This is a genomic window from Thermus hydrothermalis, assembly GCF_022760925.1.
Classification (GTDB): Bacteria; Deinococcota; Deinococci; order Deinococcales; family Thermaceae; genus Thermus; species Thermus hydrothermalis.
Genome location: NZ_JAKTNT010000007.1, coordinates 1 through 23,345 on the forward strand (window position 1 = coordinate 1; position 23,345 = coordinate 23,345).

At 68.5% G+C, this 23,345-nt stretch carries 27 protein-coding genes, 2 tRNA genes, 1 other RNA gene and 1 pseudogene; 18 read left to right on the forward strand and 13 right to left on the reverse strand.

The genetic code is table 11. From position 1 onward, the window contains the following. On the reverse strand, positions 1-677 hold a 677-nt coding region (locus L0C60_RS05690), incomplete at its 3' end, for an E3 binding domain-containing protein (RefSeq protein WP_243092597.1). A 20-nt stretch (positions 678-697) separates the two neighbouring features. On the opposite strand from L0C60_RS05690, the gene L0C60_RS05695 reads away from it, so the two are divergent. Next, the gene (locus tag L0C60_RS05695) at positions 698-1,768 is read left to right on the forward strand and encodes an aminopeptidase (protein ID WP_234506355.1); all 1,071 of its coding nucleotides are present in this window, start codon (positions 698-700) and stop codon (positions 1,766-1,768) included. On the opposite strand, the gene L0C60_RS05700 is transcribed toward L0C60_RS05695, so the two are convergent. Both L0C60_RS05700 and L0C60_RS05705 read right to left on the reverse strand, forming a co-directional pair. Continuing rightward, positions 1,765-2,535, reverse strand: a complete 771-nt coding sequence (locus L0C60_RS05700) for an ABC transporter permease (protein ID WP_234506351.1) — start codon at positions 2,533-2,535, stop codon at positions 1,765-1,767. The genes L0C60_RS05695 and L0C60_RS05700 overlap by 4 nt on opposite strands. Continuing rightward, positions 2,528-3,406, reverse strand: coding sequence for an ABC transporter ATP-binding protein (locus L0C60_RS05705; RefSeq protein WP_234506348.1), 879 nt, complete (start codon positions 3,404-3,406; stop codon positions 2,528-2,530). The genes L0C60_RS05700 and L0C60_RS05705 overlap by 8 nt, the downstream gene beginning before the upstream one ends. A 19-nt stretch (positions 3,407-3,425) precedes the next feature. Here L0C60_RS05705 and ffs point away from each other — a divergent pair. Further along, positions 3,426-3,526, forward strand: an RNA gene (gene ffs, locus L0C60_RS05710) — signal recognition particle sRNA small type. Between the two features lie 85 nt (positions 3,527-3,611). On the opposite strand, the gene L0C60_RS05715 is transcribed toward ffs, so the two are convergent. Further along, positions 3,612-4,814, reverse strand: a complete 1,203-nt coding sequence (locus tag L0C60_RS05715; RefSeq protein ID WP_234506342.1) for a CaiB/BaiF CoA transferase family protein — start codon at positions 4,812-4,814, stop codon at positions 3,612-3,614. A 30-nt stretch (positions 4,815-4,844) separates the two neighbouring features. On the opposite strand from L0C60_RS05715, the gene L0C60_RS05720 reads away from it, so the two are divergent. Next, positions 4,845-5,630 carry a carbohydrate ABC transporter permease gene (locus L0C60_RS05720; protein ID WP_234506341.1) on the forward strand — a complete coding sequence of 262 codons (786 nt, stop codon included), beginning with the start codon at positions 4,845-4,847 and terminating at the stop codon, positions 5,628-5,630. A gap of 3 nt (positions 5,631-5,633) precedes the next feature. Here the strand turns inward: L0C60_RS05720 and L0C60_RS05725 are convergent, their stop codons facing one another. Continuing rightward, entirely contained in the window at positions 5,634-6,881 is a 1,248-nt protein-coding gene (locus tag L0C60_RS05725) for a replication-associated recombination protein A (RefSeq protein WP_234506338.1), read from the reverse strand. 52 nt (positions 6,882-6,933) lie between these two features. Here L0C60_RS05725 and L0C60_RS05730 point away from each other — a divergent pair, with 52 nt between their 5' ends. Further along, positions 6,934-7,617, forward strand: coding sequence for a hypothetical protein (locus L0C60_RS05730; RefSeq protein WP_234506336.1), 684 nt, complete (start codon positions 6,934-6,936; stop codon positions 7,615-7,617). 208 nt (positions 7,618-7,825) lie between these two features. Here the strand turns inward: L0C60_RS05730 and typA are convergent, their stop codons facing one another. Next, positions 7,826-9,589 carry a translational GTPase TypA gene (typA, locus tag L0C60_RS05735; protein ID WP_234506332.1) on the reverse strand — a complete coding sequence of 588 codons (1,764 nt, stop codon included), beginning with the start codon at positions 9,587-9,589 and terminating at the stop codon, positions 7,826-7,828. Positions 9,590-9,641: 52 nt separating this feature from the next. Between typA and L0C60_RS05740 the strand changes: the two genes are divergently transcribed. From L0C60_RS05740 to folE, 4 genes are read left to right on the forward strand one after another with little or no spacing between them, the layout of a single operon-like run. Next, a complete protein-coding gene (locus L0C60_RS05740) occupies positions 9,642-10,508 on the forward strand; it encodes a DUF1028 domain-containing protein (protein WP_234506327.1) in 867 nt (288 codons plus the stop codon). Then, entirely contained in the window at positions 10,499-10,879 is a 381-nt protein-coding gene (locus L0C60_RS05745; protein WP_234506325.1) for an NUDIX hydrolase, read from the forward strand. The genes L0C60_RS05740 and L0C60_RS05745 overlap by 10 nt, the downstream gene beginning before the upstream one ends. Next, positions 10,860-11,552, forward strand: a complete 693-nt coding sequence (locus tag L0C60_RS05750; RefSeq protein WP_234506322.1) for a gamma carbonic anhydrase family protein — start codon at positions 10,860-10,862, stop codon at positions 11,550-11,552. The genes L0C60_RS05745 and L0C60_RS05750 overlap by 20 nt, the downstream gene beginning before the upstream one ends. Before the next feature lie 38 nt (positions 11,553-11,590). Next, entirely contained in the window at positions 11,591-12,199 is a 609-nt protein-coding gene (folE, locus tag L0C60_RS05755; RefSeq protein ID WP_234506319.1) for a GTP cyclohydrolase I FolE, read from the forward strand. Positions 12,200-12,203: 4 nt separating this feature from the next. On the opposite strand, the gene L0C60_RS05760 is transcribed toward folE, so the two are convergent. From L0C60_RS05760 to rlmB, 5 genes are read right to left on the reverse strand one after another with little or no spacing between them, the layout of a single operon-like run. Beyond that, positions 12,204-12,428 carry a DUF2905 domain-containing protein gene (locus L0C60_RS05760; RefSeq protein ID WP_234506316.1) on the reverse strand — a complete coding sequence of 75 codons (225 nt, stop codon included), beginning with the start codon at positions 12,426-12,428 and terminating at the stop codon, positions 12,204-12,206. Next, a complete protein-coding gene (locus L0C60_RS05765) occupies positions 12,415-13,323 on the reverse strand; it encodes a glucokinase (protein WP_234506313.1) in 909 nt (302 codons plus the stop codon). The genes L0C60_RS05760 and L0C60_RS05765 overlap by 14 nt, the downstream gene beginning before the upstream one ends. Continuing rightward, a complete protein-coding gene (locus L0C60_RS05770; protein ID WP_234506310.1) occupies positions 13,320-13,556 on the reverse strand; it encodes a hypothetical protein in 237 nt (78 codons plus the stop codon). The genes L0C60_RS05765 and L0C60_RS05770 overlap by 4 nt, the downstream gene beginning before the upstream one ends. After that, entirely contained in the window at positions 13,538-14,611 is a 1,074-nt protein-coding gene (locus tag L0C60_RS05775) for a M20 family metallopeptidase (RefSeq protein WP_234506307.1), read from the reverse strand. Before L0C60_RS05775 ends, L0C60_RS05770 begins: the two co-directional genes overlap by 19 nt. 4 nt (positions 14,612-14,615) lie before the next feature. Then, entirely contained in the window at positions 14,616-15,332 is a 717-nt protein-coding gene (rlmB, locus tag L0C60_RS05780) for a 23S rRNA (guanosine(2251)-2'-O)-methyltransferase RlmB (protein ID WP_234506304.1), read from the reverse strand. A gap of 41 nt (positions 15,333-15,373) precedes the next feature. Here rlmB and L0C60_RS05785 point away from each other — a divergent pair, with 41 nt between their 5' ends. From L0C60_RS05785 to L0C60_RS12905, 5 genes and pseudogenes are all read left to right on the forward strand, one after another. Then, on the forward strand, positions 15,374-15,808 hold the full coding sequence (locus L0C60_RS05785) for a universal stress protein (protein WP_234506302.1): 435 nt from the start codon (positions 15,374-15,376) through the stop codon (positions 15,806-15,808). Beyond that, positions 15,809-16,324 (forward strand): LOG family protein, encoded by a 516-nt coding sequence (locus L0C60_RS05790; protein ID WP_234506298.1) that lies wholly within the window; start codon positions 15,809-15,811, stop codon positions 16,322-16,324. It abuts the gene before it with no gap. Continuing rightward, the gene (locus tag L0C60_RS05795; RefSeq protein WP_234506295.1) at positions 16,321-16,683 is read left to right on the forward strand and encodes a hypothetical protein; all 363 of its coding nucleotides are present in this window, start codon (positions 16,321-16,323) and stop codon (positions 16,681-16,683) included. The genes L0C60_RS05790 and L0C60_RS05795 overlap by 4 nt, the downstream gene beginning before the upstream one ends. Continuing rightward, complete coding sequence (locus tag L0C60_RS05800; RefSeq protein ID WP_234506289.1) at positions 16,683-17,429, forward strand: HAD family hydrolase; 747 nt, start codon at positions 16,683-16,685, stop codon at positions 17,427-17,429. The genes L0C60_RS05795 and L0C60_RS05800 overlap by 1 nt, the downstream gene beginning before the upstream one ends. Before the next feature lie 44 nt (positions 17,430-17,473). After that, a pseudogene (locus L0C60_RS12905) lies at positions 17,474-17,857 on the forward strand (hypothetical protein); the annotation flags it as partial. Here the strand turns inward: L0C60_RS12905 and amrB are convergent. Together amrB and amrS are read right to left on the reverse strand one after the other, a co-directional pair. Continuing rightward, positions 17,741-18,643, reverse strand: coding sequence for an AmmeMemoRadiSam system protein B (amrB, locus tag L0C60_RS05805; protein ID WP_234506286.1), 903 nt, complete (start codon positions 18,641-18,643; stop codon positions 17,741-17,743). The pseudogene L0C60_RS12905 and the gene amrB sit on opposite strands and share 117 nt — an antisense overlap. Further along, a complete protein-coding gene (amrS, locus tag L0C60_RS05810) occupies positions 18,634-19,680 on the reverse strand; it encodes an AmmeMemoRadiSam system radical SAM enzyme (RefSeq protein ID WP_243092598.1) in 1,047 nt (348 codons plus the stop codon). Before amrS ends, amrB begins: the two co-directional genes overlap by 10 nt. 45 nt (positions 19,681-19,725) lie before the next feature. Between amrS and L0C60_RS05815 the strand changes: the two genes are divergently transcribed. The 5 genes from L0C60_RS05815 to L0C60_RS05835 all read left to right on the forward strand — a co-directional run bounded on the left by L0C60_RS05815 (position 19,726) and on the right by L0C60_RS05835 (position 23,322). After that, complete coding sequence (locus L0C60_RS05815; RefSeq protein ID WP_234506281.1) at positions 19,726-21,144, forward strand: SWIM zinc finger family protein; 1,419 nt, start codon at positions 19,726-19,728, stop codon at positions 21,142-21,144. A gap of 20 nt (positions 21,145-21,164) precedes the next feature. Further along, the gene (locus L0C60_RS05820) at positions 21,165-22,181 is read left to right on the forward strand and encodes an acyltransferase family protein (RefSeq protein ID WP_234506278.1); all 1,017 of its coding nucleotides are present in this window, start codon (positions 21,165-21,167) and stop codon (positions 22,179-22,181) included. After that, positions 22,178-23,086 (forward strand): alpha/beta hydrolase family protein, encoded by a 909-nt coding sequence (locus L0C60_RS05825; protein WP_234506276.1) that lies wholly within the window; start codon positions 22,178-22,180, stop codon positions 23,084-23,086. Before L0C60_RS05820 ends, L0C60_RS05825 begins: the two co-directional genes overlap by 4 nt. Positions 23,087-23,131: 45 nt before the next feature. After that, a tRNA-Ser gene (locus L0C60_RS05830) sits at positions 23,132-23,222 on the forward strand. A 7-nt stretch (positions 23,223-23,229) separates the two neighbouring features. Continuing rightward, positions 23,230-23,322, forward strand: a tRNA-Ser gene (locus tag L0C60_RS05835). The last annotated feature ends 23 nt before the right edge of the window (positions 23,323-23,345 follow it).

Here is a 23,345-nt window from a genome sequence, read left to right on the forward strand (position 1 = left end):
GGGGTGGGGATGGGGGTTAGGGGAGGGGGTGCGGGCGTGGGCTCGGGGGGAGGCGGGGTGGTTTCCTCGGCCAGGAAGTCCTCCTCCGCCAAAAGCGTTTCGGGAAGGGGCTCTTCCTCGGCGAGGAGGGCGGCGAGCTCCTCCACCGGGGTGGTTTCCGCCGGCCCCGCCGGGGAGGGCTCCTCGGCCAGGAGGGCTTCCAATTCCTCGTCCAGGGGGCTTGGCGTAGGGGGTTCTAGGGCCTCCTCCGGGAGGGGGGCCAGGTCCTCTTCGGGAACCGGGGGCGGGGGCTCCTCTGCCAGAAGGACCTCGTCCTCCAGGTCTAGCTCCAGGTCCATCTCCTCCAGGACCGGCTCCAAGTCTAGGGCCTCCTCTTCCAACTCTTCCAACTGCACCGTGGGGGTTTTGGGGGGCTCGGGGAGGAGCTCCGAGAGGTCCACCCCCTCCTTCCCCAGGGCCTCCTGGGCCCGCCTTAGGTCTTCCTCCGGCAAGACGGGGGGCGGCTCCTCCGGCATGGGGGGCAGGTCCACCTCTCCCGCCATCACCTTGGCCAAAAAGGCCAGGATATCCCGCTCCACGATGGTGCCCTCGGGGCCCGTGCCTTGAAGGCGGCGCCAGTCAATGCCGTTTTCCTCGGCGAGCCGCCTTGCCAGGGGCGTGATCTTGGGTTCTTCCATCTTGGCCCTATGATAGCAGGGTGGAGGCGCGTTTTGCCGAGCTTTTGGCCGGGTACTGCCTCGAGGCGGGCCCCGGCGAGACCGTCCTGGTGGAGGCGGAAACCCCGGCCCTTCCCCTCATCCCCCACCTGAAGCGGGCCCTCCTCGCCCGGGGGGCCTACCCCCTTTTCCGCCTGGCCTACCCCGGGGAGGAGCGGGACTTCCTCCTCCATGGGGGAGCGTGGCTGGAGAGGATCCCCGAGGCCGAATGGGCCCTCTACGAGAAGGCGGACAAGTTCTTGCGGGTCCTTTCGGCGGAAAACCCCCTGGAGGGGGCCGGCTTGGACCCCGAGCTTGCTTTGCGCCAAAGGCGGGCCTGGCGGCCCTTGCAGGAGATGCGCCTGAGGAAGCGCTGGACCCTCACCCTCTACCCCACCGTGGGCTACGCCGTGGGGGCGGGGATGGGCACGGAGGCGTTTAGGGCTTACCTGGAAAGGGCGCTTTTCCTGGACCAGGAGGACCCCATCGCCGCCTGGAAAGCCCTTTCCCGCTTCCAGGAGGCCCTCATCCGGAGGCTTTCCCAGGGGAAAGAGCTCCGCATCCTGGCCCCGGGCACGGACCTTACCCTTTCCGTGGCGGGGAGGGTGTGGGTGAACTCCGACGGGAAGCGGAACATGCCCTCGGGGGAGGTCTTCACGGGCCCGGTGGAGGATAGCGCCCAAGGGGAGGTGCGCTTCAACCTCCCCGCTTTCGTGGGGGGCAGGCGGGTGGAAGGGGTCTACCTCCGCTTTGAGGAGGGGCGGGTGGTGGAGGCCCGGGCGGCGGTGGGGGAGGACTACCTGCTCCGCGCCCTGGACACGGACGAGGGGGCCAGGCGGCTTGGGGAGGTGGGGATCGGCACCAACTTCGGCCTCACCCGGCCCACGGGCCTCATCCTCTTGGACGAGAAGATGGGGGGCACGGTCCACCTGGCCTTGGGCCAAAGCTACCCGGAAACGGGCGGGAAGAACCAAAGCGCCCTCCACTGGGACCTGGTGCTTTCCCTGAAGGAAGGCAAACTCCTTCTGGACGGCAAGCCTCTTCTTTCCGAAGGCCGCTTCCTGGAGGGCTAGAGGTCCTTGCGTTCAAAGATGAGGGCCGCCAGGAAGGCGAAGCCCAGGGTGTAGATGAAAAGGAGGGAAAGCCCAAGCCCCGCCGCCTCGGGCCTTAGGTGGAGGTCCAGGTAGGTGGTGAGGAGGAAGGGCGTTAGGGCGGGAAAGGCCACGAGGAGGCGCATGAGGAGGAGGGTGGCCACCGCCGCCAGGGCGCTTGCGGTGGTGGAGAGGAAAAGCGTCCCGTAGAGAAGGGCCAAAGCGGCGAGGGGCACGAGCACCGCCCCCGCCAGGAGGTGCGCCCTTAGGAGCTCCGCTAGGGCTTTCCCTGGGGCCAGGAGCCCCACCCCGGCGAAGCCCCCTTCCCCGAGGCCCGTGCCGCCGAAGAAGGGGCCAAGCCCGTGGGGCAGGCCGGCGAGGAGGCTTCCCAGGAAACTGGCCCCAAGGAGCACGAAAGGGTAAAGGAGCGTGGCGAAAAGCTTGCTCAAGAGGAGGAGGCTTCGGGGAAGGGGTCTTAGGAGGAGGGTCTTTAGGGTGCCTTGGGCCACCTCGCTCCCCAAGGACTCGCTCGCCGCCATGACCACCAGGAAAGGGAAGAGGAACTCCATCCCGGCGAGGAGGCTTAGGGACACCACCTGCCACCCCGAGGCCAGGACGAGGCCGTAGACCTCCTTGAGCCCGGGGGCCAGGGCCCAGAGGAAGGGGAGGAGGAAGGCGAAGAGGAGCCCCAGGGCCACGGAGCGCAAGCGGAAGAGCTTATAGAGTTCAAAGAAGAAGAGCCTAAGCATGCTTCACCCTCTCCTGGTAGTAGGTGAGGAGGTCAAACCGCTCGGGGTGAAGGGCCTTCACCCGGTAGCCCTCTTGGAGGAGGGCCTTTAACGCCGCTTCCGGGTTCCCCTCAAAGAGGATGGCCCCTCCCTGGAGCCGGGCCTGGGCCACCTGGGGGAGGGTTTTGAGGAGGGCCAGGGCCCCTTCCGGGGGGTGGGCCTCGAGGCGGTACACTTCCCGCCCGGAAAGCGCCACCTCGTCCAAAAGCCTTCCCCCGCCCAGGATCCCCACCTTGTGGGCGTACTGGCTCACCTCCTGCAGGTGGTGGGTGGAAAGGAGGACCGCCACCCCTTCCCGGGAGAGCTCCCTTAAGAGCCCATGGACCAGCTCCACCCCCTCGGGGTCCAGGCCGCTCGTGGGCTCGTCCAGGACCAGGACCTTGGGCCGGTGGAGGATGGCCGCCGCCAGGCCCAGGCGCTGCCGCTGCCCTAGGGAGTAGCTCCCCACCTTCTGGTCCGCCACTGCCAGGAGCTTTAGACGGGCCAGCACCTCGCCGATGCGGCTTTCCTCCTTAACCCCGGCCAAGTAGGCCTGCAAGCGGAGGTTTTCCCGCCCCGTGAGGTAGGGGTAGAAGGCCGCCGGGGCCTCCACCACTGCTCCCAGGTAGCGCCTGGCCGAGGGGTTCTTGTGCACGTCCTCCCCCAGGAGGAACGTCTGGCCTTCCGTGGGGAAGGCCAGGCCCGTCACCAGGCGGATCAAGGTGGTCTTGCCCGAGCCGTTGGGGCCCGCCAGGGCGTAGACCTCCCCCGGGGCCACCTTCAGGCTCACCCCTTGCAGCACGGGTTTGCGGCCGTAGCGCTTGCCCACGCCCTCTAGCCTCAGGGCTTCCATGGGTGCTATACTACCCAAGCCCCCGGTCCAGCGCGGCGGACCGGGCGTGAACCGGGTCAGGTCCGGAAGGAAGCAGCCCTAAGCGCCACGGTCCGGGTGCCGCTGGGTAGCCGGGGGCAATTTATCCACAGGGTTATCCACAGGGCTTCTGCGCCCTTGGCCAGAGGTTTTCGCGAAAAAGCGCCCTCCAGAAGGGCGCTTTCCCTTACACCCCGGGTTTTGGGGCCAACCGGGCGATGCCCTTTTCCACAAGGCGGCGCACCTCCTCTGGGGTGAAGCCCGCCTCCAGGAGGACGGCCTCCGTGTGCTCCCCAAGAAGGGGCGGGGGCGAAGGGGGGCTTGCGGGGGTGCGGGAGAGGAAGCGCAAGGGGTTGGCCAGGGTGGGGAGGGCTCCCAAAAGGGGGTGTTCCAGGGTCCAGACCGCTCCCCGCGCCTCCGCCTGGGGGTCCTGGAAGGCCTCCGAAAGGTCGTTCACCGGGGCGGCGGGGACGCCCGCTTCCTGGAGGCGCTTAAGCCAGTGGGCCCTGGGCTTGGTCTTGAGGACCTGGGTGATGGCCTCCACCACCTCTTCCCGGTGCGTTACCCGCTCGGGGTTGGTGGGGAAGCGCTCCTGGAGCTCGGGAAGCCCCAGGACCTGGCAGAGCCTCCCAAACTGCTCGTCGTTTCCCACGGCCAAGACGAGCCAACCGTCCTCCGCGGGGAAGGCCCCGTAGGGGACGATCTGGGCGTGGGCGTTGCCGAGCCTTTTGGGGGGTTTTCCCGTGAGGAGGTAGCTTTGGCCCAGGTTGGCCAGGGCGAAGAGCCCCACGTCAAAGAGGGAGAGGTCTATGTGCTGGCCCAGGCCGCTCCGTTCCCTTTCCCATAGGGCGGCGAGCACCGCTATGGCCCCCATCATTCCCGTCATCACGTCAATCCAGGCCACCCCCACCTTCATGGGGGGGCCTTGGGGCTCCCCGGTCACGGACATGATGCCGGTGTAGCCCTGGAGGGCGGCGTCGTAACCGGGTTCCTTGGCCCGGGGGCCGGTTTGACCGAAGCCGGTGAGGGAGAGGTAGACGAGGCGGGGGTTTAGGGCGCTTAGGCGGGCGTAATCCAGGCCGTAGCGAGCGAGGTCCCCCGTCTTGAAGTTTTCCACCAGCACGTCGGCTTCCCTGGCCAGGCGCCGCACCGCTTCCTGGCCTTCCGGGTGCTTGAGGTCCAGGGCCACGCTCCTTTTGCCCCGGTTCACCGAGAGGAAGTAGGCGCTTTCCCCCTGGCGGAAGGGAGGGCCCCAGCCTCGGGTTTCATCCCCCCAGGGGGGTTCCACCTTGATGACCTCCGCCCCCAGGTCCGCCAGGATCATGGTGCAAAGGGGCCCCGCAAGCACGCGGGAAAGGTCCAGGACCTTGATGCCGGAAAGGGGTCCCATGGGGGCATCCTAACCCTTTATAGTGGGGGCGTGGGCCGCTTCCTCAAGCACCTTTTCGTCTTCGCCGTCCTCCTTTTCATCGCTCTTCCTTTCCTCTGGATGGCTTACGCCGCCTTCATGCCCAAGGAGGCGGTGTACTCGGGAGAGCTTTTCTCCCGGATTGGTTTCAGCCTGGAAAACGTTGGGGGGCTTGCCAGGGAGGGCTTTTGGAACCGGCTTTTCTTTTCCTTGGGCCTTTCCTCGGGCGTGGTGGCCCTGCAGCTCTTTACCGCCCTTCTGGCCGCTTACGCCCTGAGGGCGGGGCTTGGGCTTCTGCCCTTTTACCTCTTCCTCATGGCGGTGCCGGCGGAGCTCCTTTTGGTGCCGCTTTACGGCATTCTAAAGGGGTTTGGCCTTCTGGACACCTTCTGGGCCCTGGTCTTGCCCTTCGCCGCTAGCCCTTTCGTCATCTACCTGGTCTACCAGGCCATGCGGGGGGTGCCGGAGGAGCTTCTGGAGGCGGCCAGGCTGGACGGGGCGGGGCACAGGGTGCTCCTTTTCCGCATCCTTTTCCCCTTGGTCCGGCCCACCTTGGTGGCGGCGGGGGTGCTCTCCTTCGCCGCCCACTGGAACCTGGTGCTCTACCCCAGGGTGGTGGTTTCGGACCCGAGGTTTTGGACGCTCCAGACCTGGCTTACCGACCTCCAGCGCAAGTACCCCACGGACTGGGGCCTGCTCTCGGCGGCGGCCCTTTTTAGCGTCTTGCCCATCGCCCTTCTGTACCTTCTCTTTGAACGGCGGGTGGTGGCCACCTTTGAGGAGGGGCTCAAGGGCTAGCGCCTATTGCCCTTTTCCGGAAAACCGCTCCCGAAGGGCCCTGAGCCGCTCCCGTACCCGTTCTTCCCAGCCTTCCCCCGTGGCCTCAAAGAGGCGGAGGCCCTCGAGGGCCTCCGGCAGGTAGCGCTGGGCGAAGCTTCCCTCCTTGTCCTCGTGGTAGTAGGCGTAGCCCCGGCCGTGGCCCTGGGTTCGGGCCAGGGCGGTGGGGGCGTTGCGCAGGTTTAGGGGCACGGGGGCCTCGGGATGGGCCTGGGCCGCCTCCTCTGCCCTTTGCCAGGCGGTGTAGAGGCTATTGGACTTGGGGGCCAGGGCCAGGTAGACCGTGGCCTCCACCAAGGCGAGCTCCCCTTCCGGGCTCCCCAAGGCCTCGTAGGCCTCCAGGGCCGCCACCGCCAGGCGGAGGGCGAGGGGGTCCGCCAGGCCCACGTCCTCCGCTGCCACCCGGATGAGGCGGCGGGCCACGTACCGGGGGTCGGCCCCGCCCTTGAGAAGCCTTGCCAGGTAGTAGAGGGCGGCGTCCACGTGGCAACCCCTAAGGCTCTTGTGCAGGGCGGAGATGAGGTCGTAAAACCGGTCCCCTTTGCGGTCCATGGCGAAGCGCTCCGCTCCCAGGGCTTCCCGCACGCTTTCCTGGCTCACCTCGCCGAAGGCGGCGGCGAGCTCTAGGGTGTTCAGGGCGAAACGGGCGTCCCCCCCTGCCGCCTGGGCGAGGAGCCTTAGGGCCTCTTCCTCGTAAGGGATGCCGGGGAGGCCCCGGGGGTCCTCGAGGGCCCGCTTTAGGAGGACGAGGAGGTCTTCTTCGGAGAGGGGGCGCACGGGAAGGAGGCGGAGGCGGGAGCGCAGGGCGGGGGTAAGGAGGAAGGCGGGGTTTTCCGCCGTGGCCCCGATGAGGGTGAGGAGGCCGGACTCCAGGTGGGGGAGGAGGGCGTCCTGCTGGGCCTTGTTGAAGCGGTGGATTTCGTCTAGGAAGAGCACGAGCCCCCCAGCCTCCCGCGCCTTTTCCAGGGCCTGCCGCACCTCCTTAAGCCCTGCCTCCACGGCGGAGAGCCAGAGGAAAGGCTTGCCCACACCCTCTGCCAAGAGGCGGGCCAGGGTGGTCTTGCCCGTGCCTGGGGGGCCGAAGAGGACCATGGAGCTCAGGTGCTTGGCCTCCAGCATCCGCCTAAGGAGGCCCCTTTCCCCCGTGAGGTGGGGCTGGCCCAGGATCTCGTCCAAGTTTCTCGGCCGCAAGCGCTCCGCCAAGGGTTCCACCCTCTCATGCTAAGGCGGGCGTAAGGGGGAGCGTGGTAGCCTTGGAGGGAGCATGCGCTGGCTCTTTTTGCTCCCTTGGCTTCTCTTCCTCCTGGGCCTTTTGCCCCTGGCGCAGGGGGAAGCCTTAGGCCAGGTGGAAAGGGGGCTTGCCCTTTTCGTGGTGGGCCTCCTCCTGGCAGCGGCAGCGAGCCTTTACTCCCGCTTCCCTGTGGGCTTTCGGGTGCAGTTCGCCCTGGTGCTGGGGCTTGGCCTTTTGGCCTCGGCCTTCGCCTTGGAGAGCGCCTGGGCCTTCACCGGGCGGGAGGGCTTCCTTTACACCGCCCTGGCCGGGTCTTTGGGGGTGGCCGCTTTGGGGGCGGCCTTCTTTCTAGGAACGGGGCGGGAGGCTCCCCTTCTTCCCGCCTTGGAAGGGGTGGGGACGCGGGAGGACCTTTTGCGCCTGGCCGGGGCCCTGGAGGGGCTAGCCCTAAGGCGGGAGCTGGTCTTGGTCTACTTTTCCGCCCCCTTGCCCCCGGAGCGCCTGGTAAGGGAGCTTCGCCGGGGGGACCTCGCCTTCCGTCTGGAAGGGGGGTATCTCCTGGTCCTCCAGGGAAGCCGCCCGGAGGACGCCGCCGGACTTCTAAAGCGCCTTAAGGAGCGCTTTCCCTTGGCCGCCTACGCCGTGGAGCGCTGGCGGGGAGGGAGCTTGGAGCGGGTTTTGGCCCGCCTCGAGGCGGAAAGCCTCCTGCAAACCTAGCGGTGTAGCCCTCTCCCGCTTACACCGCCTTCGGGTGTACGGGTTTTGCCTTTAGCGCAAGTCCTCTGGCCTGGCGGCGGGCTACCCTTGAGGCTAAGGAGGTAAGCCATGGAGCAGGCCAAGGAGATTAGCCAAGCGTGGCAGGAGGCGTTGGAAACCTACGGGGAGCGGGACGAGGAGTAAGCTCGGGGGGCTAAGGCCCCCCTTTTCACTTCCCCACCAGGCGCTTGCGCTTGGCGGGGTCTAAAACTTGTTTCCGCAGGCGGAGGCTTTTGGGCGTGACCTCCAGGAGCTCGTCCTCGGCCAAGAACTCCAGGGCCTCCTCCAAAGAGAGCTTCCTGGGCGGGATGAGGCGGATGTTCTCGTCGGACCCGGCCGCCCGGATGTTGGTGAGCTTCTTGGCGGTGGTGACGTTCACCGCGAGGTCGTTCTCCCGCACGTGCTCCCCCACGATCATGCCCACGTAGACCTCGGTGCCGGGCTCAATGAAAAACCGCACCCTTTCCTGCAGGCGGTGGAGGCTATACAGGGTGGCCACCCCGGCCTCCATGGCCACGGCGCTCCCCGTGGTGCGGGTGGGGATGGGGCCGGCTTCGGGCCCGTAGCCGTGGAAGGTGTGGCTCAGGACCCCTTCCCCCCCGGTGAGGGAAAGGAACAGGCTACGGAAGCCAAAGAGGGCCCGGGCGGGGAGGAGGAACTCCGCCCGCACCCTTTCTCCCCCCTCCATGTGCACCATCTCCGCCCGCCTGGTCCCCAGGGCCTCCATGACCGCTCCGAAGCGCTCCTTGGGGGCTTCCACCACCAGAAGCTCGTAGGGCTCGAGGCCGTCCTTGAGGAGGACCCGGGGCTGGCCCACGCTGAACTCGTAGCCTTCCCGGCGCATGGTTTCCAAGAGGATAGCCAGGTGGAGTTCCCCCCGGCCCCGTAGCTCAAACACCTCGGGGGCCACCTCCAAGACCTGCAGGGCCACGTTGGTGCGGAGCTCCCGCTCCAGGCGCTCCTTGAGCTTCTGCCCCGTGACGTACTTCCCCTCCCTTCCGGCGAAGGGGGAGGTGTTGGCGGTGAGGGTGAGGGCCACGGTGGGCTCGTCCACCGCCAAGCGGGGTAGGGGCTCGGGGGCCTCGAGGCTCGCCAGGGTGTCCCCGATCTCCGCCCCTTCCACCCCCGCCAGGGCCACGATGTCCCCGGGAAGGCTTTCCTCCACCTCCACCCGCTCCAGGCCCTGGTGGGTGTAGACCGCCGCCACCTTGGCCAGGACCTGGCCCCCTTCCTTCAGGATGGCCACCGTTTCCCCCTGGCGCACCCGGCCCCGGGCCACCTTGCCCACCGCCACCCGGCCCAGGTAAGGCGAGTGGTCCAGGTTGGCCACCAGGAGCTGGAAAGGGCCTTCCGTCCAGCGGGGCGGGGGGACGTGGTCCAAGATGGTCTGGAAAAGCTCCGCCAGGTCCTCCCGGGGCTCTTCCCGCCAGGCCCTTCCCTCGCGGCCGATGGCGTAGAGGTAGGGGAAGTCCAGTTGTTCCTCGGAGGCGCCCAGCTCCACCATGAGGTCAAAGGTGAGGTTCAAGACCTCGTCGGGGCGGGCCTCCTTCTTGTCCACCTTGTTGAGGACCACGATGGGCTTGAGGCCGGCCTCGAGGGCCTTCCTCAGGACGAAGCGCGTCTGGGGCATGGGGCCCTCGGCGGCGTCCACCAAGAGGAGTACCCCGTCCACCAGGGAAAGGGCCCGCTCCACCTCCCCGCCGAAGTCCGCATGCCCCGGGGTGTCCACGATGTTCACCTTCACCCCGCCCCAGGCCACGGCGGTGTTCTTGGCCAGGATGGTGATCCCCCGCTCCCTTTCCAGGTCAAAGGAGTCCAGGATCCTTTCCCCCTCCTCCTTCTTCAGGGCCTTGGCTTGGCGGAGCATGGCGTCCACCAAGGTGGTTTTGCCGTGGTCCACGTGGGCAATGATGGCAATGTTTCTAATCTCCATGGGCGCACCCAATCCCCCCACTCTACCACGGGAAGGCGCTTAGGATAAGGGCATGGTGGTGGCCACCTTCTCCCTGGTGGCCCGGGACCCGGAAACCGGGGACCTGGGCGTGGCCGTGGCCAGCAAGTTCCTGGCGGTGGGGGCCGTGGTGCCCTTCGCCAGGGCCCAGGTGGGGGCCATCGCCACCCAGTCCTACGCCAACCCCCGCTTCGGGCCCCAGGGCCTGGCCCTCTTGGCGGAGGGGGCGGGCCCGGAAGGGGTCTTGGAGGCCTTCCGCCGCACCGACCCCGACCTGGAAAGGCGGCAGTTCGGCCTGGTGAGCGCCAGGGGGGAGGCCTTAAGCTTCACCGGGGCCCTTTGCCACCCCTGGGCCGGGGGGGTGGTGGGGGAGGGCTTCGCCGCCCAGGGCAACCTCTTGGCGGGCCCCGAGGTGGTGGAGGCCATGGCGGAAACCTTCGCGCGGGAAAAGGCCCTTCCTTTCCCCGAAAGGCTCTTGCGGGCCCTAAAGGCGGGGGAGGCGGCCGGGGGGGATAGGCGGGGCCGGCAGTCCGCCGCCCTTCTGGTGGTGGGGGAGGGGAAGGGGTACGGAGGGCTTTGGGACCGCTACATAGACCTGCGGGTGGACGACCACCCCGAGCCCCTGGCGGAGCTTTCCCGCCTCCTTTCCCTCCACCGCTTGTTCTTTGAAAGGCCCAAGGCCAAGCGCCCCCTGAGGCCGGAGGAGGTGCGCTGGCTCCAAAGAGTGCTTCGGGGGCTTGGCCTTTACGCCGGGGAGGTTCACGGGGTCTTTGACCGGGCGACGGAGGAGGCCTTTTTGGCCCTCATCGGCATGGAGAACCTGGAGGAGCGCTACCAAGGGGGTCCCGAGGTGGACGAGGCCACCTTGGACCACCTCAAGGGGAGGTACGGGTGGAGCTAGGCGCCGGGGGTGTGGTCTTCAACGCTAAGCGGGAGGTGCTTCTCCTAAGGGACCGCATGGGCTTTTGGGTCTTCCCCAAGGGGCACATAGAGGAAGGAGAGAGCCTGGAAGGCGCTGCGGTGCGGGAAGTCCTGGAGGAAACCGGGGTCCAGGCGGTGGTCCTAGGCCCCCTCTACCCCACCCGTTACGTGAACGCCAAGGGGGTGGAACGGGAGGTGCACTGGTTCCTCATGCGGGGGGAGGGGGAGCCCCGGTTGGAAAGGGGCATGAGCGGGGTGGGTTGGTTCGCCCCCGAGGAGGCCCGGGCCCTCCTCTCCTTCCCCGAGGACCTGGGCCTTTTGGAGGTGGCCCTTGAGCGTTTACCGCTTTGAGGACAAGCTCCCCAAGGTCCACCCCACGGCTTTCCTGGCCCCCGGGGCCTATGTGGTGGGGGCGGTGGAGGTGGGGGAGGGGGCTTCCCTTTGGTTTGGCGCCGTGGCCCGGGGGGATTTGGAAAGGGTGGTGGTGGGTCCGGGGACCAACGTGCAGGACGGGGCCATCCTCCACGCCGACCCCGGCTTTCCCTGCCTTCTTGGGCCTTCCGTCACCGTGGGCCACCGGGCGGTGGTCCACGGGGCGGTGGTGGAGGAGGGGGCCTTGATCGGGATGGGGGCCATCGTCCTGAATGGGGCGAGGATTGGGAAAAACGCCGTGGTGGGCGCAGGGGCGGTGGTGCCGGCGGGGATGGAGGTGCCCGAGGGGATGCTGGCCCTGGGCGTCCCGGCCCGGGTGGTGCGCCCTGTGGACCCCCCCGGCAACGCTCCCCGGTACCAGGCCCTGGCCGAGCGCTACCGGAAGGGGCTTTTCCCCGTGGAGCCCCCCAGGCGCTACCGCCTCACCCTAAGGGGCCAGGACGCCCTCAACCCCTTTAGCGAGCTCCACCTGCGGCTTAAGCGGCAGAAGCGGGAAGCCTTGGAGGCTCTGCGCCAGGTGGCGCAGGGGTTTCCCCTAGCCCCGGAGGTGGCCTTGCCCCTCGTGGAGGAGGGCCTTATTGCGCCCGAGTGAGCCCGGGGCCACAAAAGGCGGGGGAAAAGGGGGGCACCATGGAGCGCAAGATGGTGGAGATTGAAGAAACCGGGCTTTCCTTTGAAACCGAACTAGACCTAGAGCGCCTCAAAGGCTTGGCGGCGGACTGGCTCCAGGCCATCGGCGAAGACCCCAACCGGGAAGGGCTTTTGAAGACCCCGGAGCGGGTGGCCAAGGCCTGGGCCTTCCTCACCCGGGGCTACCGCCAGGACCTAAAGGAGGTGGTCAACGGGGCCGTCTTTCAGGCGGAGGGAAGCGAGATGGTGGTGGTGAAGGGGATAGAGTTCTACTCCCTCTGCGAGCACCACCTCCTTCCCTTCTTCGGCCAGGTGCACATCGGCTACATCCCCAACGGCAAGATCCTGGGCCTTTCCAAGTTCGCCCGCATCGTGGACCTCTTCGCCCGCCGCCTCCAGGTGCAGGAGCGCCTGGCGGTCCAGATCGCCGAGGCCATCCAGGAGGTCCTCGAGCCCCAGGGGGTAGGGGTGGTGGTGGAGGGGGTCCACCTCTGCATGATGATGCGGGGGGTGGAGAAACAGCACTCCCGCACCGTCACGAGCGCCATGCTCGGCGTCTTTCGGGAAAGCCAGAAGACGCGGGAGGAGTTTTTGAGCCATCTGCGCTAGGGGTCTAGCGTCGCCAGAACTGGCCTAGGAGGTGGAGGAGGAGGGTGAGGAGAAGGGAAAGCAGGAGGGCCGAGGTGATGGGGATGTATACCCTTAGGCCCTCCCGCTCTATGCGGATATCCCCCGGCAGGTGGCCGAACCAGGCGAAGAGCTTGGGAAAGTAGAGGAGAAGAAGCCCTAAGAGGAGGAGGAAGAGCCCCAGGTAAACGAGCGCCTTACCCAGTTCCATCCCGCACCTCCAGGTAAGCGGTGAGGGCGGCCCCGAGGAGGCCGGCCTCACCCCCGAGCTTGGCCTTGCGCAAGGGGGGCACCTCCCAGCCCGCCAGGTAGTGGCGGTAGGCGGATTCCAGGGCCTCCCAGTAGCCTTCCGGAGCGTTCAGGGCAAGCCCTCCGCCCACCACCACCGCACCCGGGTCAAAGGCCTTGACCAGGCTGGCCAGGCCCAGGCCCACGTAACGGGCCGCCTGGAGGAGGATGCGCCGCGCTTTGGGGTCGCCTTCTTGGAAGAGGGCGAAGAGCTCCTGGTTGCTGAGGGGGCGGTGGTAGGCGTAGCCGGCTTCCCGCTCCAGGGCCCGCCCGGCGGCCAGGGCCTCCAGGCACCCTTCTAGCCCGCAGCCGCACACCGGCCCCCCCGGGAGCAGGGTGATGTGGCCGAGCTCCCCCCCTTGGCCCCTTTCCCCCCTTAGGACCTTTCCCCCGAGGACCACCCCGCCCCCGATGCCGGTGGAGACCGTGAGGTAGAGGGAGCTCCTTTCCCCCTTGGCCGCCCCCAGGTGGTGCTCGGCGAGGGCGGCGGCGTTGGCGTCGTTTTCCAGGTGGACGGGCTTGCCCGTGGCCTCTTTTAGGAGGTCGCGGATGGGGAAGTCCACGAGGCCGGGGATGTTGGGGGTAAAGCGGATCACCCCCTTGCGGAAGTCCAGAGGCCCCGGGGTGCCGAGGCCAATGGCCACCCCTTCCGCTCCCGCCTCCACTTCCGCTTGCCTGGCCGCCTCCGCCAGGGCCCGCACCACCGCCATCCCCCCTTCCTTGGGGGTGGGGAGGATGACCTTGGATAGGAGCTTTTCCCCGTCAAACACCCCGGCGGCGATCTTGGTGCCGCCCAGGTCCAGGCCCACCACCCTCATGGCGCCTCCTCCGCCAGGATGGCCTCGGCCTCGCCCAAAAGGGCCTCGGGCACCCAGAGGGCCACGTCCCCCATGTAGGTGCCCAAGGCGGCCTCGGGGAGGCCGGAGAAGGGGGTTTCCAGGAGGACGGGGATGCCCCGGGCCTCGAGGCGGGCCTTTAGCCCTTCCGCCACCGGGCGGGGGGCGGAAAGGAGCTTGGCGTAAGGGGTTCCGGCTACCGTGCGGCGTTCCATAGGGTCTCCACTAGGCGGGCGTAGGTCTGGCCGGCGGCCTCCACTTGGGAAAGGAGGATGTGCTCCTTGGGGGTGTGGGCCAGGCTGGGGTCCCCCGGGCCCAGGCCCAGGACCGGGGCCCTGGCGCCCAGGTAAGGGGCGTCGGTGGTGAAGGGCCAGAGGCCCGCCCGTTCCTGGCCCAGGGCCCTTAGGGCGGCCTGGAGGAGGGGGTGGTCCTCCGGCAGGCGGTAGGGGGGCCAGAGGGCGGGGATGGCCATCCGCACCTCCCCCGAGGCCCGCTCCTCCTCGGGGATGTAAAGGGAAGCGCTTCCCAAGGTCTTCAGGCGTTCCAAAAGCCCCTCTAGGTCCGCCTCGGGCTCGTAGCGCACGTCCAGGTAAAGCCGCACCACCCCGGGGGTCTGGTTGGTGGCCCCGGGGTAGGTGTCCACCCGGGTGGGGGTGAGCTTGAGGCTTTGGGGCAAGGGGAGCTCCTTGAGGGCGAGGAGGTACTCCCCAAGGTCGTAAAGGGGGTTTTCCCCGGAGGCCAGGGCGGCGTGGGCCTCCTCCCCCTCAAAATCCGCCCAGACCTCGGCCCGGCCCCGGTGCCCCCGCATGAGCCTCCCCCCGGAGGGCTCCCCCAGGATGAAGGCCAAGGGGCTAAGCCGCTGGGCGGCGTAGCGGCTTCCTAAGCCGCCCACCTCCTCCTGCACCACGGCGAGAAAGCGCACCCGCCCCTTCAAGGGCCCTTGGGAAAGGGCCTCCAAGGCCAGGAGCATGGCTACCAGGGCGCCTTTCATGTCCACGGCCCCCCGCCCGTAGAGCCTTTCCCCCACCACCGCCCCCTGGGGGTAGGGCCAGTGGGCCGGGTCGCCCACGGGCACCACGTCCATGTGCCCGGTGAGGACCACCTCGGGCCCCTCCTCCCCCAAAAGGGCCTCCACGTTCCCCGCCTCGTCCAGGGTGGCGGGAAGGCCTAGGGCCTTCAGGGCTTCCAGGAGAAGCCCCGCCACCTCCTCCTCCTTCCCTGGGAGGCTTTCCGCCTGGACGAGGCGGGAGAGGAGCTTCACCCAGTCCACGCCCCTATCCTACACCCCGGGAAAGCCCCGCCTGGTAAAGGGCGATGGCCAGGGCCACGGAGGCGTTTAAGGACTCCGCCTCGGGCCGGATGGGGATGCGGAAGAGCTCGTCGCAACTCTCCCGCACGAGCCGCCGCATCCCTTCCCCTTCGGAGCCCACCACCAAGGCCAGGGGCCTGCGGAAGTCCAGGTCCTTGGGCGTCTTCTCCCCCCGCACGTCCAGCCCGTAGACCCAAAGCCCCCGTTCCTTGAGCTCTTTCAGGGTGCGGGGAAGGTTTTTCACCTTGACCACGGGAAGCTTAAGGGCGGCCCCGGCGCTCGCCTTGAGGGCCAGGGGGGAAAGGGGGGCGGCCCGCCTTTCCTCGGAAACCACCCCGTGGGCCCCCAGGGCCAGGGCGCTCCGGATCATGGCCCCGTAGTTCCTGGGGTCGGTGATCCCATCCAGAACCGCCAAGAGGGGAGGCTCGCCGCGGGCCTCGGCCAGGCGGAAGGCGTCCTCCAGGGTGGCGTACTGGGGCGCCTCCACCTCCGCCGCCAGGCCCTGGTGGTGGGTGGTGCGGAGGAGGGTGTCCAGCTCAATCCGGGGGACGAGCTCCAAGGGGGCCCCGAGCCGCTCCAACTCCCGTATAAGCCAGGCCTCCACGCCCTTCGCCACCAAGACCCGGCGGGCGCGGCCTTCCCGGATGGCCTCGAGGACCGGGTTCCTCCCGTAGATCCACATGGTCCGAGTCTACGCCGTATGATGAGGGGGAAGGAGGCCTTATGTACAAGACCATCCTTATGCCCACGGACGGAAGCCCCTGTAGCTTCCAGGCCCTGGAGCATGGCCTTTCCTTGGCCAAGGCCTTGGGGGCCAAGGTCCACTTCCTCTACGTGCTGGAAAACCCCGCCCAGGCCATCTGGATCGCCCCCGAGAGCGTCCCCTATGGCCTTGAGCTTTTGGAGGACCTGAAGAAGGCGGGGGAGGAGGCCATCCGGAAGGCCTTGGACCTCGCCCGGGAAAAGGGGGTGGAGGCCACGGGGGAGGTGAAGGAGGGCACCCCTATCCCCACCATCGTGGAGGCGGCCAAGGGCTTTGACCTTCTCGTCATGGGCACCCACGGGCGCACGGGGCTGGACAAGCTCCTTCTGGGCTCGGTGACGGAGGGGGTGCTCCACCGGGTTTCCGTGCCGGTTCTGGTGGTGCGTTGCCGCTAGATGCGCCTCCTGTCCGTCTTCGTTTCCTCGAGGCTATCCCCCCAGGACCCCCTGTACCCTAGGCTCGTCCGCTATGGGGAGGTGTTGGCCGAGGAGGGGTTTGGCCTGGCCTGCGGGGGCTACGGAGGGGGCATGGAGGCCCTGGCCCGGGGGGTGAAGGCCAAGGGGGGAGTGGTGGTGGGGGTCACGGCCCCCGCCCTCTTTCCCGAGCGGCGGGGCCCCAACGCCCACGTGGACCTGGAGCTCCCCGCGGCTAGCCTTCCTGAGCGCATCGGCCGGCTTTTGGACCTGGGGGCGGGGTACCTGGCCCTGCCCGGCGGGGTGGGCACCCTGGCGGAGCTTGTCCTCGCCTGGAACCTCCTCTACCTCCGGCGGGGCCTGGGCCGGCCCTTGGCGGTGGACCCCTACTGGCTTGGCCTCCTCAAGGCCCACGGGGAGATCGCCCCGGAGGACCTCGCCCTCCTCCAGGTGGTGGCGGACGAGGAGAACCTGCGCCGCTTTCTAAGAAGCCTATGATGGAAACCCTGGTGGTCCACGTGCCCGACCTCGGCCAGGGGGTGAGCTTCTACCAGGCCCTGGGCCTGGCCCTGGAGGAGCTCGTGCCCCATGAGGCCCTTTTGGTCCCGAAGGAAGGCCCCCTCCTCCTCCTAAGGCCGGGGGCGGGCGGGGTGGAGCGGGGCCCAAGCCGGCCGAGACCCGAGGGGCAGGGCTTCGCCCGGCTCCGCCTGGAGGAGGGGCGGCTCACCTTCCTGGTGGAAAGCCTTGCCCACGAGCGGCTTCGCCTCGCCAAGTACGGCCTGGCCTACCGGGAGGCGGGGGACCACCTCCTCCTCTTTGACCCCGGGGAGAACCCGGTGGTGGTGCGGGAGGGCTGATGCGGCTTTGGCTTTTGGACCTGGACGACACCCTCCTGGTGGACCATGGGGTGAGCCGGGAGGTGCTGGAGGCCTTGGGGGAGGAGGTGGGGGTAAAGGGCCTTTACGGGGCGGTGAGGGCGCGGGCCGAGGCCCTTTTCCGGGAGGCCCCCTTTTACCCGTGGGCGGAACGGATCGGCCACTCGGCCCTCGAGGCCCTTTGGGCCCGCTACACCACCCCGGGCCTCGAGGACCTGGCCGCCTGGGCCTGGCCCTTTCGCGAGCGGGTCTTCCGGGAGGCCTTGGCCGCCTTGGAAGGGCCTTTGGAAAGGGCCCGGGAGCTCGCCGAGGCCTTTTACGAGAGGCGGCGCCAATACCCCCTTTTCCCGGAGGTGCCGGCGTTTTTGGAGGCCCTTAGGGCGAGGGGGGCCACCCTGGTCCTCCTCACCAACGGGGTGCCCGACCTGCAACGGGAAAAGCTCGTGGGTTCGGGGCTCAAGGGGGCCTTTGACCTCACCCTGGTTTCCGGGGAGGTGGGCTTGGGCAAGCCCGACCCTAGGCTTTTCCGCATGGCCCTCTGCGCCTTCGGGGCCCCTCCGGAGGAGGCGGTGATGGTGGGGGATAACCCGGAAAGGGACGTCCAAGGGGCCTTGGCGGCGGGGATCCGTGCCGTCTTCGTGGACCGGGGCCACCGCCCGCCCGACCCCCGCTACCCCGCCCACCTGGAGGTGAAGGACCTCAAGGAAGCCCTGGCCCTCCTTTCGTGAGGCGCTTCACAGGGGCTTTGGGGGCTTTCCGGTAGACTCCCCCCATGCACGAGGTGCTCCTTTTCCTCCATAGCTGGGTCCGCTGGTTCGTCCTCCTCTTTGGCCTTTGGGCGCTCTTCCGGCCCGAGCCTCGCCCGGCCGGCTTCTTCGCCCACGCCCTCACCCTGCAGGTGGTCCTGGGGGTGCTTCTGGCCTTCGCAAGCCCCCTTTTCCAAGGGGCCTTGGCCAACCTGGGGGCGGTGATGGCCACGGGGGGTGAGCCCCGCTACTTCGTGGCGGAGCACTGGGTGGGGGGGCTTGTGGCCTTGGGGCTAGCCCACGCCGGCCTCGCCCAGGCCCGTAAGGGAAGGCCGAGGGCTCGGCTCCTCTTCGCCTTGGCCCTTTTGGCGCTCCTCCTTTCCATCCCCTGGTTCCGGCCCCTCCTCCGGTTCTAGGTAGGCCAGGGCGGCGTAGCCCACCACCCGCTCCCGCCCGCCCCCCGCCTCGGCGCTGGTGGCGTAGGCGAGGAGCCTGGGCCTCCACCCCCACCCCCGGGCCAGGTGGGTGAGGGTGGCCCAGGGGAGCCGGCCGCAGGCCTCCGCCCGGGCCAGGCCTTCTGCGTCCAGGGCCAGGGCCTTTTCCAGGGTCCTTCCGTCCAGGGCCCGGGCCACGGGGTCGGGGTGGTAGTGGGAGAGGTCGCTGCTCGCCACCAGGAGGTCTTGGGGGCCCAGGTGGGGGCGGAGGGCCTCCGCCACTTCCTTGGGGTCCACCTCCCCGAAGAGGAGGGGGAGGATGGGGGTTTGGGGGAGGAGGCGCTGGAGGAAGGGGAGGAGGACCTCGAGGCTATGCTCCTCTAGAAAGGGCGCCTCGTACGCCAAGAAGGGCTTGCCCAGGGCGAGAAGCCCCTCTACCCCTTCCCGGTCCACCGCCACCTCCCCCAAAGGGGTGGCCCAGGCCCGGTGGGGGAAAAGGGCCACGCCCAGGAAGGGCACGAAGTGGCTCGGCCCGAGGAGGAACACCCGCCCCGCCCTTCCCCGCCAGGCGGCGAGGGCCCGGAAGCTTTCCGCCATCACCCGCCCCGCATACCGGTAGCCCGCATGGGGGGAGAGCACCCCCCGGGCCCGGGGCTCCGGCGGGGTGCGGGCCTGGGCCAGGAGGCCCTCCACCTCCCGCGCCAGGGCCTCCTTCTCCCCGGGGTAGAAGTACCCCGCCACCGCCGGCTTCCTCAGGCCCATACCCCGGGGATCCTTCTCCCGCACCCCGGGCAGACGCCAGGGGTTTCCCAAAGGGCCTCCACCCGGAAGCCCCGCCGCCGGAGGAGAAGCCGGCCGCAGTCCGGGCAGTGGGTGGAGCTCCTTTCCTCGTCCAGGACGTTGCCCACGTAGACGAACCTTAGCCCCTCCTCCTTGGCGATGGCGTGGGCCCGCACCAGGGTGGCGTGCCGGGTGGGCCTCAGGTGGGGCATGCGGTAGTCGGGGTGGGCGGCGGTGAGGTGCCAGGGGATATCGGGGGAAAGCCCCTTTAGGAAGCGGGCCATGGCCCGGAGTTCTTCCTCGCCATCGTTGTACCCTTCCAGAAGCAGGGTGGTGACCTCCACCCAGACGCCGAGGCCCACGAGGTACTCCAGGCTTTCCAGGACGGGCTTGAGCCGGGCCCCGCAGATCTCCCGGTAGAACTTCTCCGTGAAGCCCTTGAGGTCCACGTTGGCGGCGTCCAGGTAGGGCCGCATGTAGTCCCAGGCCTCCTTGGTTTCAAAGCCGCTCGTGACGAAGACGTTCTTCATGCCCCGGGCCTTGGCCAGGCGGGCGGTATCGTGGGCGTACTCCACGAAGACCGCGGGCTCGTTGTAGGTGTAGGCGAGAAGCCGCACCCCTAAGGCCTCCGCCTCGGCCACGAGCCTCTCTGGGGGCCAGTCCTCCCCCACGAAGCGGTCCAGGACGCCTTCCGGGCTCACCTGGAACTCCCGGAACTGGGAGATCTGCCAGTTCTGGCAGAAGGCGCAGAAGAAGTTGCACCCCACCGTGCCCACGGAGAGGATGGCCTCCCCGGGGTGGAAGTGGTAGAGGGGCTTCTTCTCCACCGGGTCCAGGTGGACCGCGGCGGCCTTGCCGTAGGTGACGAGGAAAAGCTTCCCCTTCAGGTTGCGCCGCACCCCGCACTTGCCCGCACCTCCTTCGGGGATGGCGCAGTAGTGGGCGCAGGCCCGGCACTGCACGTACCCCTTGGGCAAGGGACGCTGTAGGTCCGCTTCCCGTAGCGTGGCCACCGTCATTTCATAGGCTTCTCATCCCAGAATAGCACGCCCTAGACTGGAAGGGTGCGGCCCTTCCCCCCAGAAGCCGAGGAGGACTTCGCCCCCTTCTTCCCGGAGGAGGTCCTGGCCCGGGGCCTGGCCTATGCCCGGGAGGGGCGGGTAAGGCGGGTTTTCCGGGTGGGGGAGAGGCTTTTGGGCGAGGTGCAGGGCTCGGCCCCCGCGCCCTACCGGGTGGAGGTGGGGCCGGGCCTTTCCGGCCGGTGCGGCTGCCCCTATCCGGGCTTTCCCTGCAAGCACGCCGCCGCCCTCCTTTACGCCTACCTGGAGAGGCGGCCCCAGGACCTCGAGGCCCGCCTGGAGGCCCTTTCCCCCGAGGAGGCGAAGCGGCTTCTCCTCCGCCTTTCCCGGGTGCCGGAGGTGGCCTTTCTCCTAAAGGAGATCCTTGCCCCCGAGGAGGCCTTCCGGGAGGGCATCCGGCGGTTGCGCCAGGCCTTCCGCCTGGGGGGAGGGGAGGAGGAGGCGAAGGCCCTCCTCCTGCGGCTGGAGGGGGCGGGGAGGGAGGAGGTGGAGGCCTTGCTAAAAGTTCTCCTCGAGGCCCCCTTTGACCCCGAGCCCTACCTGAAAGAGGCCCTCAAGCGCTACGGGGCCCTCTCGCCCAGGCCTTCCTTCCTCCTTGGGCTTTACCTCCGCCACCCCTCGGAGGCCCTGGGGGAAGCCTTCTTGCAGGCGGCGGAGGGCATTCCCGAGGAGGCGCTTTCCCTCCTAAAGGGGCAGGACCCTACTGGACGCAAGCGGGCCCTAAAGGCCGAGCTCCTCTTCCGCTTGGGCCGGGAGGAAGAGGCGCTTCAGGTCCTCAAGGAGGGGCTAGAAGGGGTGGAGGACTACCTCCTCCTGGTGGGGCGCCTTCTCCGCCTAGGCCGCCTGGAGGAAGCCCTCTTCTACGCCGAGGAGGCCCGGGACTGGTTCGGTAAGGACCCCAGGCTCCTTCCCCTTTTGGACCTCCTGGTGGCCCACCTTGGCCGGGCTGAGGACCACAGGGCGCGCTTTGCCCTAAGGCCGAACCTGGAGGACTACCTGGCCCTAAAGGCCAAGTTGGGAAAGGCCTTCGCCGAGGAGAGGCCCGCCCTCCTCCGCCAGGTGCGCGACCCGGCCCTTCTCGCCCAGATCTACCTCCTGGAGGAGGACTGGAAGGCCCTGGACCGCCTTCTCAAGCGGGCCTCCCCGGAGGACTACCCCGCCCTGGCCGAAGCCCTTTCCCCTCGCCTCCCCGAGGAGGCCCTGCGGCTTTACCGGGAGGCGGCCTTCCGCCTGGCGGAGGCGGGGGGACGGGCCCGCTACCTCGAGGCGGCGGCGCTATTGCAAAGGGCTTCCCGCCTAGACCCCAAACAGGCCCAGGAGATGGCCCGGGCCCTGGTCCAGGCTTACCCCCGGCGCCGCGCCCTGCGGGAGGCGCTTAGGCCCCTTCTCGGGGAAGCCTCATAAGCCTGGGGAAAAATGGGGGGGTGGAGCGCTTTCCCTGGGTGGAGGTCTTCCGGGGGCTCGCCATCTTGGAGGTGGTGCTCCACCACCTCACGGGCCGTTTTCTCCGGGAGCTTATCCCGGGAAGCCCGGAGTGGCTCTTCCTGGCGGCGGTAAACCGCACCCTGCACTTCGCCGTGCCCGCCTTCCTCCTCATGACCGCCCTGGTCCTGGGGGCGGGGATGCTGCGGGAGTTCCGCCTGGGCCGCTACCTTTCCAACCGCGCCCTGCGCCTTCTCTGGCCTTACCTCCTCTGGAGCGGGATTTACCTCCTCTTCCGTTACTGGGACCATGGGGTTTTCCAACCGGAGCGGCTTCCCCACCAGCTCCTTTGGGGCAAGGCCTACTTCCACCTTTACTTTCTGGCCGTAGCCCTCCAGCTCACCCTCCTCCTCCCCCTCTTTCTTCCCCTTCTCAGGCGGCGCCCGCCAGGGGCGTTCTTTCTCCTGTTGGCCGTGGGCCTGACCCTCCTCGTCTATTTCCTGAACCGGTACTACCGCTTTCTGCCTTACCCCGGGAGCTTCGTCCTCTGGTATACGCCGGCCATCGCCCTGGGGCTTTACCTGGCGGCACACCTAGACCGCCTTCCCCGCGCCTTGCGCCTCTGGCCCCTTTACCTCCTCCTGGCGGGGGTGGGGCTTGGGGGCTACCTGCCCTTGGCCTTGGAGGCCTTGCAGGGCTTGCCCGTAAACACCTTTCGCTACCAAGCCTTCCACTGGGCCTACACCACGGGGATGGCCTTTCTCCTCCTCGCCCTAGCCCACCGCCTGGCCCAGGGGTCCCTCCGGGCCCCCCTGGCCTTCTTGGGCCGGTACTCCCTGCAGATCTACCTACTCCATCCCATGGTGGTGCGCCTTTTGGAGAAGTACCCGGATTTCCCTGAGCCCTTAGGCCTAAAGCCCGCTTTTCTCATCTATTTCCTCTTGGCCCTGGCCCTACCCCTCTTCTTGGCCCGTTTTCTCGCCCGCTTGCGGGTTTCCCCCTTGGTGTTTGGGCGATGAGGGTTCTCTGGTTTTTCCTTGCCCTGGCCCTTCTCGGGCTTTGGGGGGCTTTAGGGCCCCCTGGGGTTTCCTTTCGCCTCGAGGACCAAGGCCTCCGTTACGCCCGGGAAGGGGTTTCCCTTTATGCCCACCTCTGCCGTCCTTCGGGGAAGGCCGAGGCGGCGGTCCTCCTGGTGCCCGGGGGCTTTGGCCCCCCCACGGAGGCCATGGGGGAGCGGTGCCGGCGCTATGCGGAAAAGGGTTTCTTGGCCGTGGTACCCCACCTGAGGGGCCGGGGGAAAAGCGGGGGCGGGATTACGGGCTGCCTGGAGGAGGCGGAGGACCTTGCCCACCTGGCCCGCCTCCTGCCCCGGCTCGGGGTGAGGCGGCACGCCTACGCCGGCTACTCCCTGGGGGCCTGCGTGGCTCTAAAGGCTGCCGCCTGGGAAGGCGCTTCCAGGGGGGTGGCTTTTGTCATCGGCCCCGTGGACTTCGCCGAGCAGGTGGCCCTCCTGCGCCGAAGCCGCCCAGAAGCCCTTAAGCGGTGGCGGGAGGTCTTTGGGGGCCTGCCCGAGGACTGCCCTGCCTGCTACGCCCGGCAAAGCCCCTTGCCGGAGGCGGCCCGCCTCCAAGCCCCCCTCCTCGTCCTCCATGCGGGCAACGACCCCCTTATCCCCCCCACCCAGGCCTGCTCGCTCCGGGACGTGCGGGAGGCCTCGGGCCGCCGGGTCTTCCAGGTGGCCCTGACCCGGGAGGGGACGCCTTGGACGGGCCCCCTCACCAAGGGGCGGGCCTGTCTTAGGCCCACGGGGTTTGGGCCCTTAGGGGAGGATCACCTGGTCCTTTTCCCCGACCTCCACCACGCCGTGGTGCCGGCCATGGAGGCTTTGGTGGAGCGCTTTTTATCGGGTTGGCTAAAGCCTTGACACGCCCCGGGCTTTGCCGCATAGTAAGGCTTGCGGCCATACCTTGGAGGGTTGGCCGAGCGGTTGAAGGCGGCGGTCTTGAAAACCGCTGTGGGCCTTGCGCCCACCGGGGGTTCGAATCCCTCACCCTCCGCCAAGGGCATGGAGAGGTGGCCGAGTGGTCTAAGGCGGCACCCTGCTAAGGTGTTGCACCGGGAAAACCGGTGCCGCGGGTTCGAATCCCGCCCTCTCCGCCAAGCTGGCCCGGCCTCGAGGCCGG

What these genes read in the sequence shown, in the direction of transcription:
- L0C60_RS05785 (WP_234506302.1), top strand. Translation starts at nt 15,374, where the DNA reads ATGTACAAGACCATCCTTATGCCCACGGACGGAAGCCCCTGTAGCTTC.
- L0C60_RS05700 (WP_234506351.1), bottom strand. Translation starts at nt 2,535, where the DNA reads ATGCTTAGGCTCTTCTTCTTTGAACTCTATAAGCTCTTCCGCTTGCGC.
- L0C60_RS05770 (WP_234506310.1), bottom strand. Translation starts at nt 13,556, where the DNA reads ATGGAACGCCGCACGGTAGCCGGAACCCCTTACGCCAAGCTCCTTTCC.
- L0C60_RS05740 (WP_234506327.1), top strand. Translation starts at nt 9,642, where the DNA reads ATGGTGGTGGCCACCTTCTCCCTGGTGGCCCGGGACCCGGAAACCGGG.
- L0C60_RS05715 (WP_234506342.1), bottom strand. Translation starts at nt 4,814, where the DNA reads ATGGGACCCCTTTCCGGCATCAAGGTCCTGGACCTTTCCCGCGTGCTT.
- folE (WP_234506319.1), top strand. Translation starts at nt 11,591, where the DNA reads ATGGAGCGCAAGATGGTGGAGATTGAAGAAACCGGGCTTTCCTTTGAA.
- L0C60_RS05825 (WP_234506276.1), top strand. Translation starts at nt 22,178, where the DNA reads ATGAGGGTTCTCTGGTTTTTCCTTGCCCTGGCCCTTCTCGGGCTTTGG.
- amrS (WP_243092598.1), bottom strand. Translation starts at nt 19,680, where the DNA reads ATGACGGTGGCCACGCTACGGGAAGCGGACCTACAGCGTCCCTTGCCC.
- L0C60_RS05705 (WP_234506348.1), bottom strand. Translation starts at nt 3,406, where the DNA reads ATGGAAGCCCTGAGGCTAGAGGGCGTGGGCAAGCGCTACGGCCGCAAA.
- amrB (WP_234506286.1), bottom strand. Translation starts at nt 18,643, where the DNA reads ATGGGCCTGAGGAAGCCGGCGGTGGCGGGGTACTTCTACCCCGGGGAG.
- L0C60_RS05730 (WP_234506336.1), top strand. Translation starts at nt 6,934, where the DNA reads ATGCGCTGGCTCTTTTTGCTCCCTTGGCTTCTCTTCCTCCTGGGCCTT.
- L0C60_RS05765 (WP_234506313.1), bottom strand. Translation starts at nt 13,323, where the DNA reads ATGAGGGTGGTGGGCCTGGACCTGGGCGGCACCAAGATCGCCGCCGGG.
- L0C60_RS05760 (WP_234506316.1), bottom strand. Translation starts at nt 12,428, where the DNA reads ATGGAACTGGGTAAGGCGCTCGTTTACCTGGGGCTCTTCCTCCTCCTC.
- rlmB (WP_234506304.1), bottom strand. Translation starts at nt 15,332, where the DNA reads ATGTGGATCTACGGGAGGAACCCGGTCCTCGAGGCCATCCGGGAAGGC.
- L0C60_RS05800 (WP_234506289.1), top strand. Translation starts at nt 16,683, where the DNA reads ATGCGGCTTTGGCTTTTGGACCTGGACGACACCCTCCTGGTGGACCAT.
- L0C60_RS05795 (WP_234506295.1), top strand. Translation starts at nt 16,321, where the DNA reads ATGATGGAAACCCTGGTGGTCCACGTGCCCGACCTCGGCCAGGGGGTG.
- L0C60_RS05790 (WP_234506298.1), top strand. Translation starts at nt 15,809, where the DNA reads ATGCGCCTCCTGTCCGTCTTCGTTTCCTCGAGGCTATCCCCCCAGGAC.
- typA (WP_234506332.1), bottom strand. Translation starts at nt 9,589, where the DNA reads ATGGAGATTAGAAACATTGCCATCATTGCCCACGTGGACCACGGCAAA.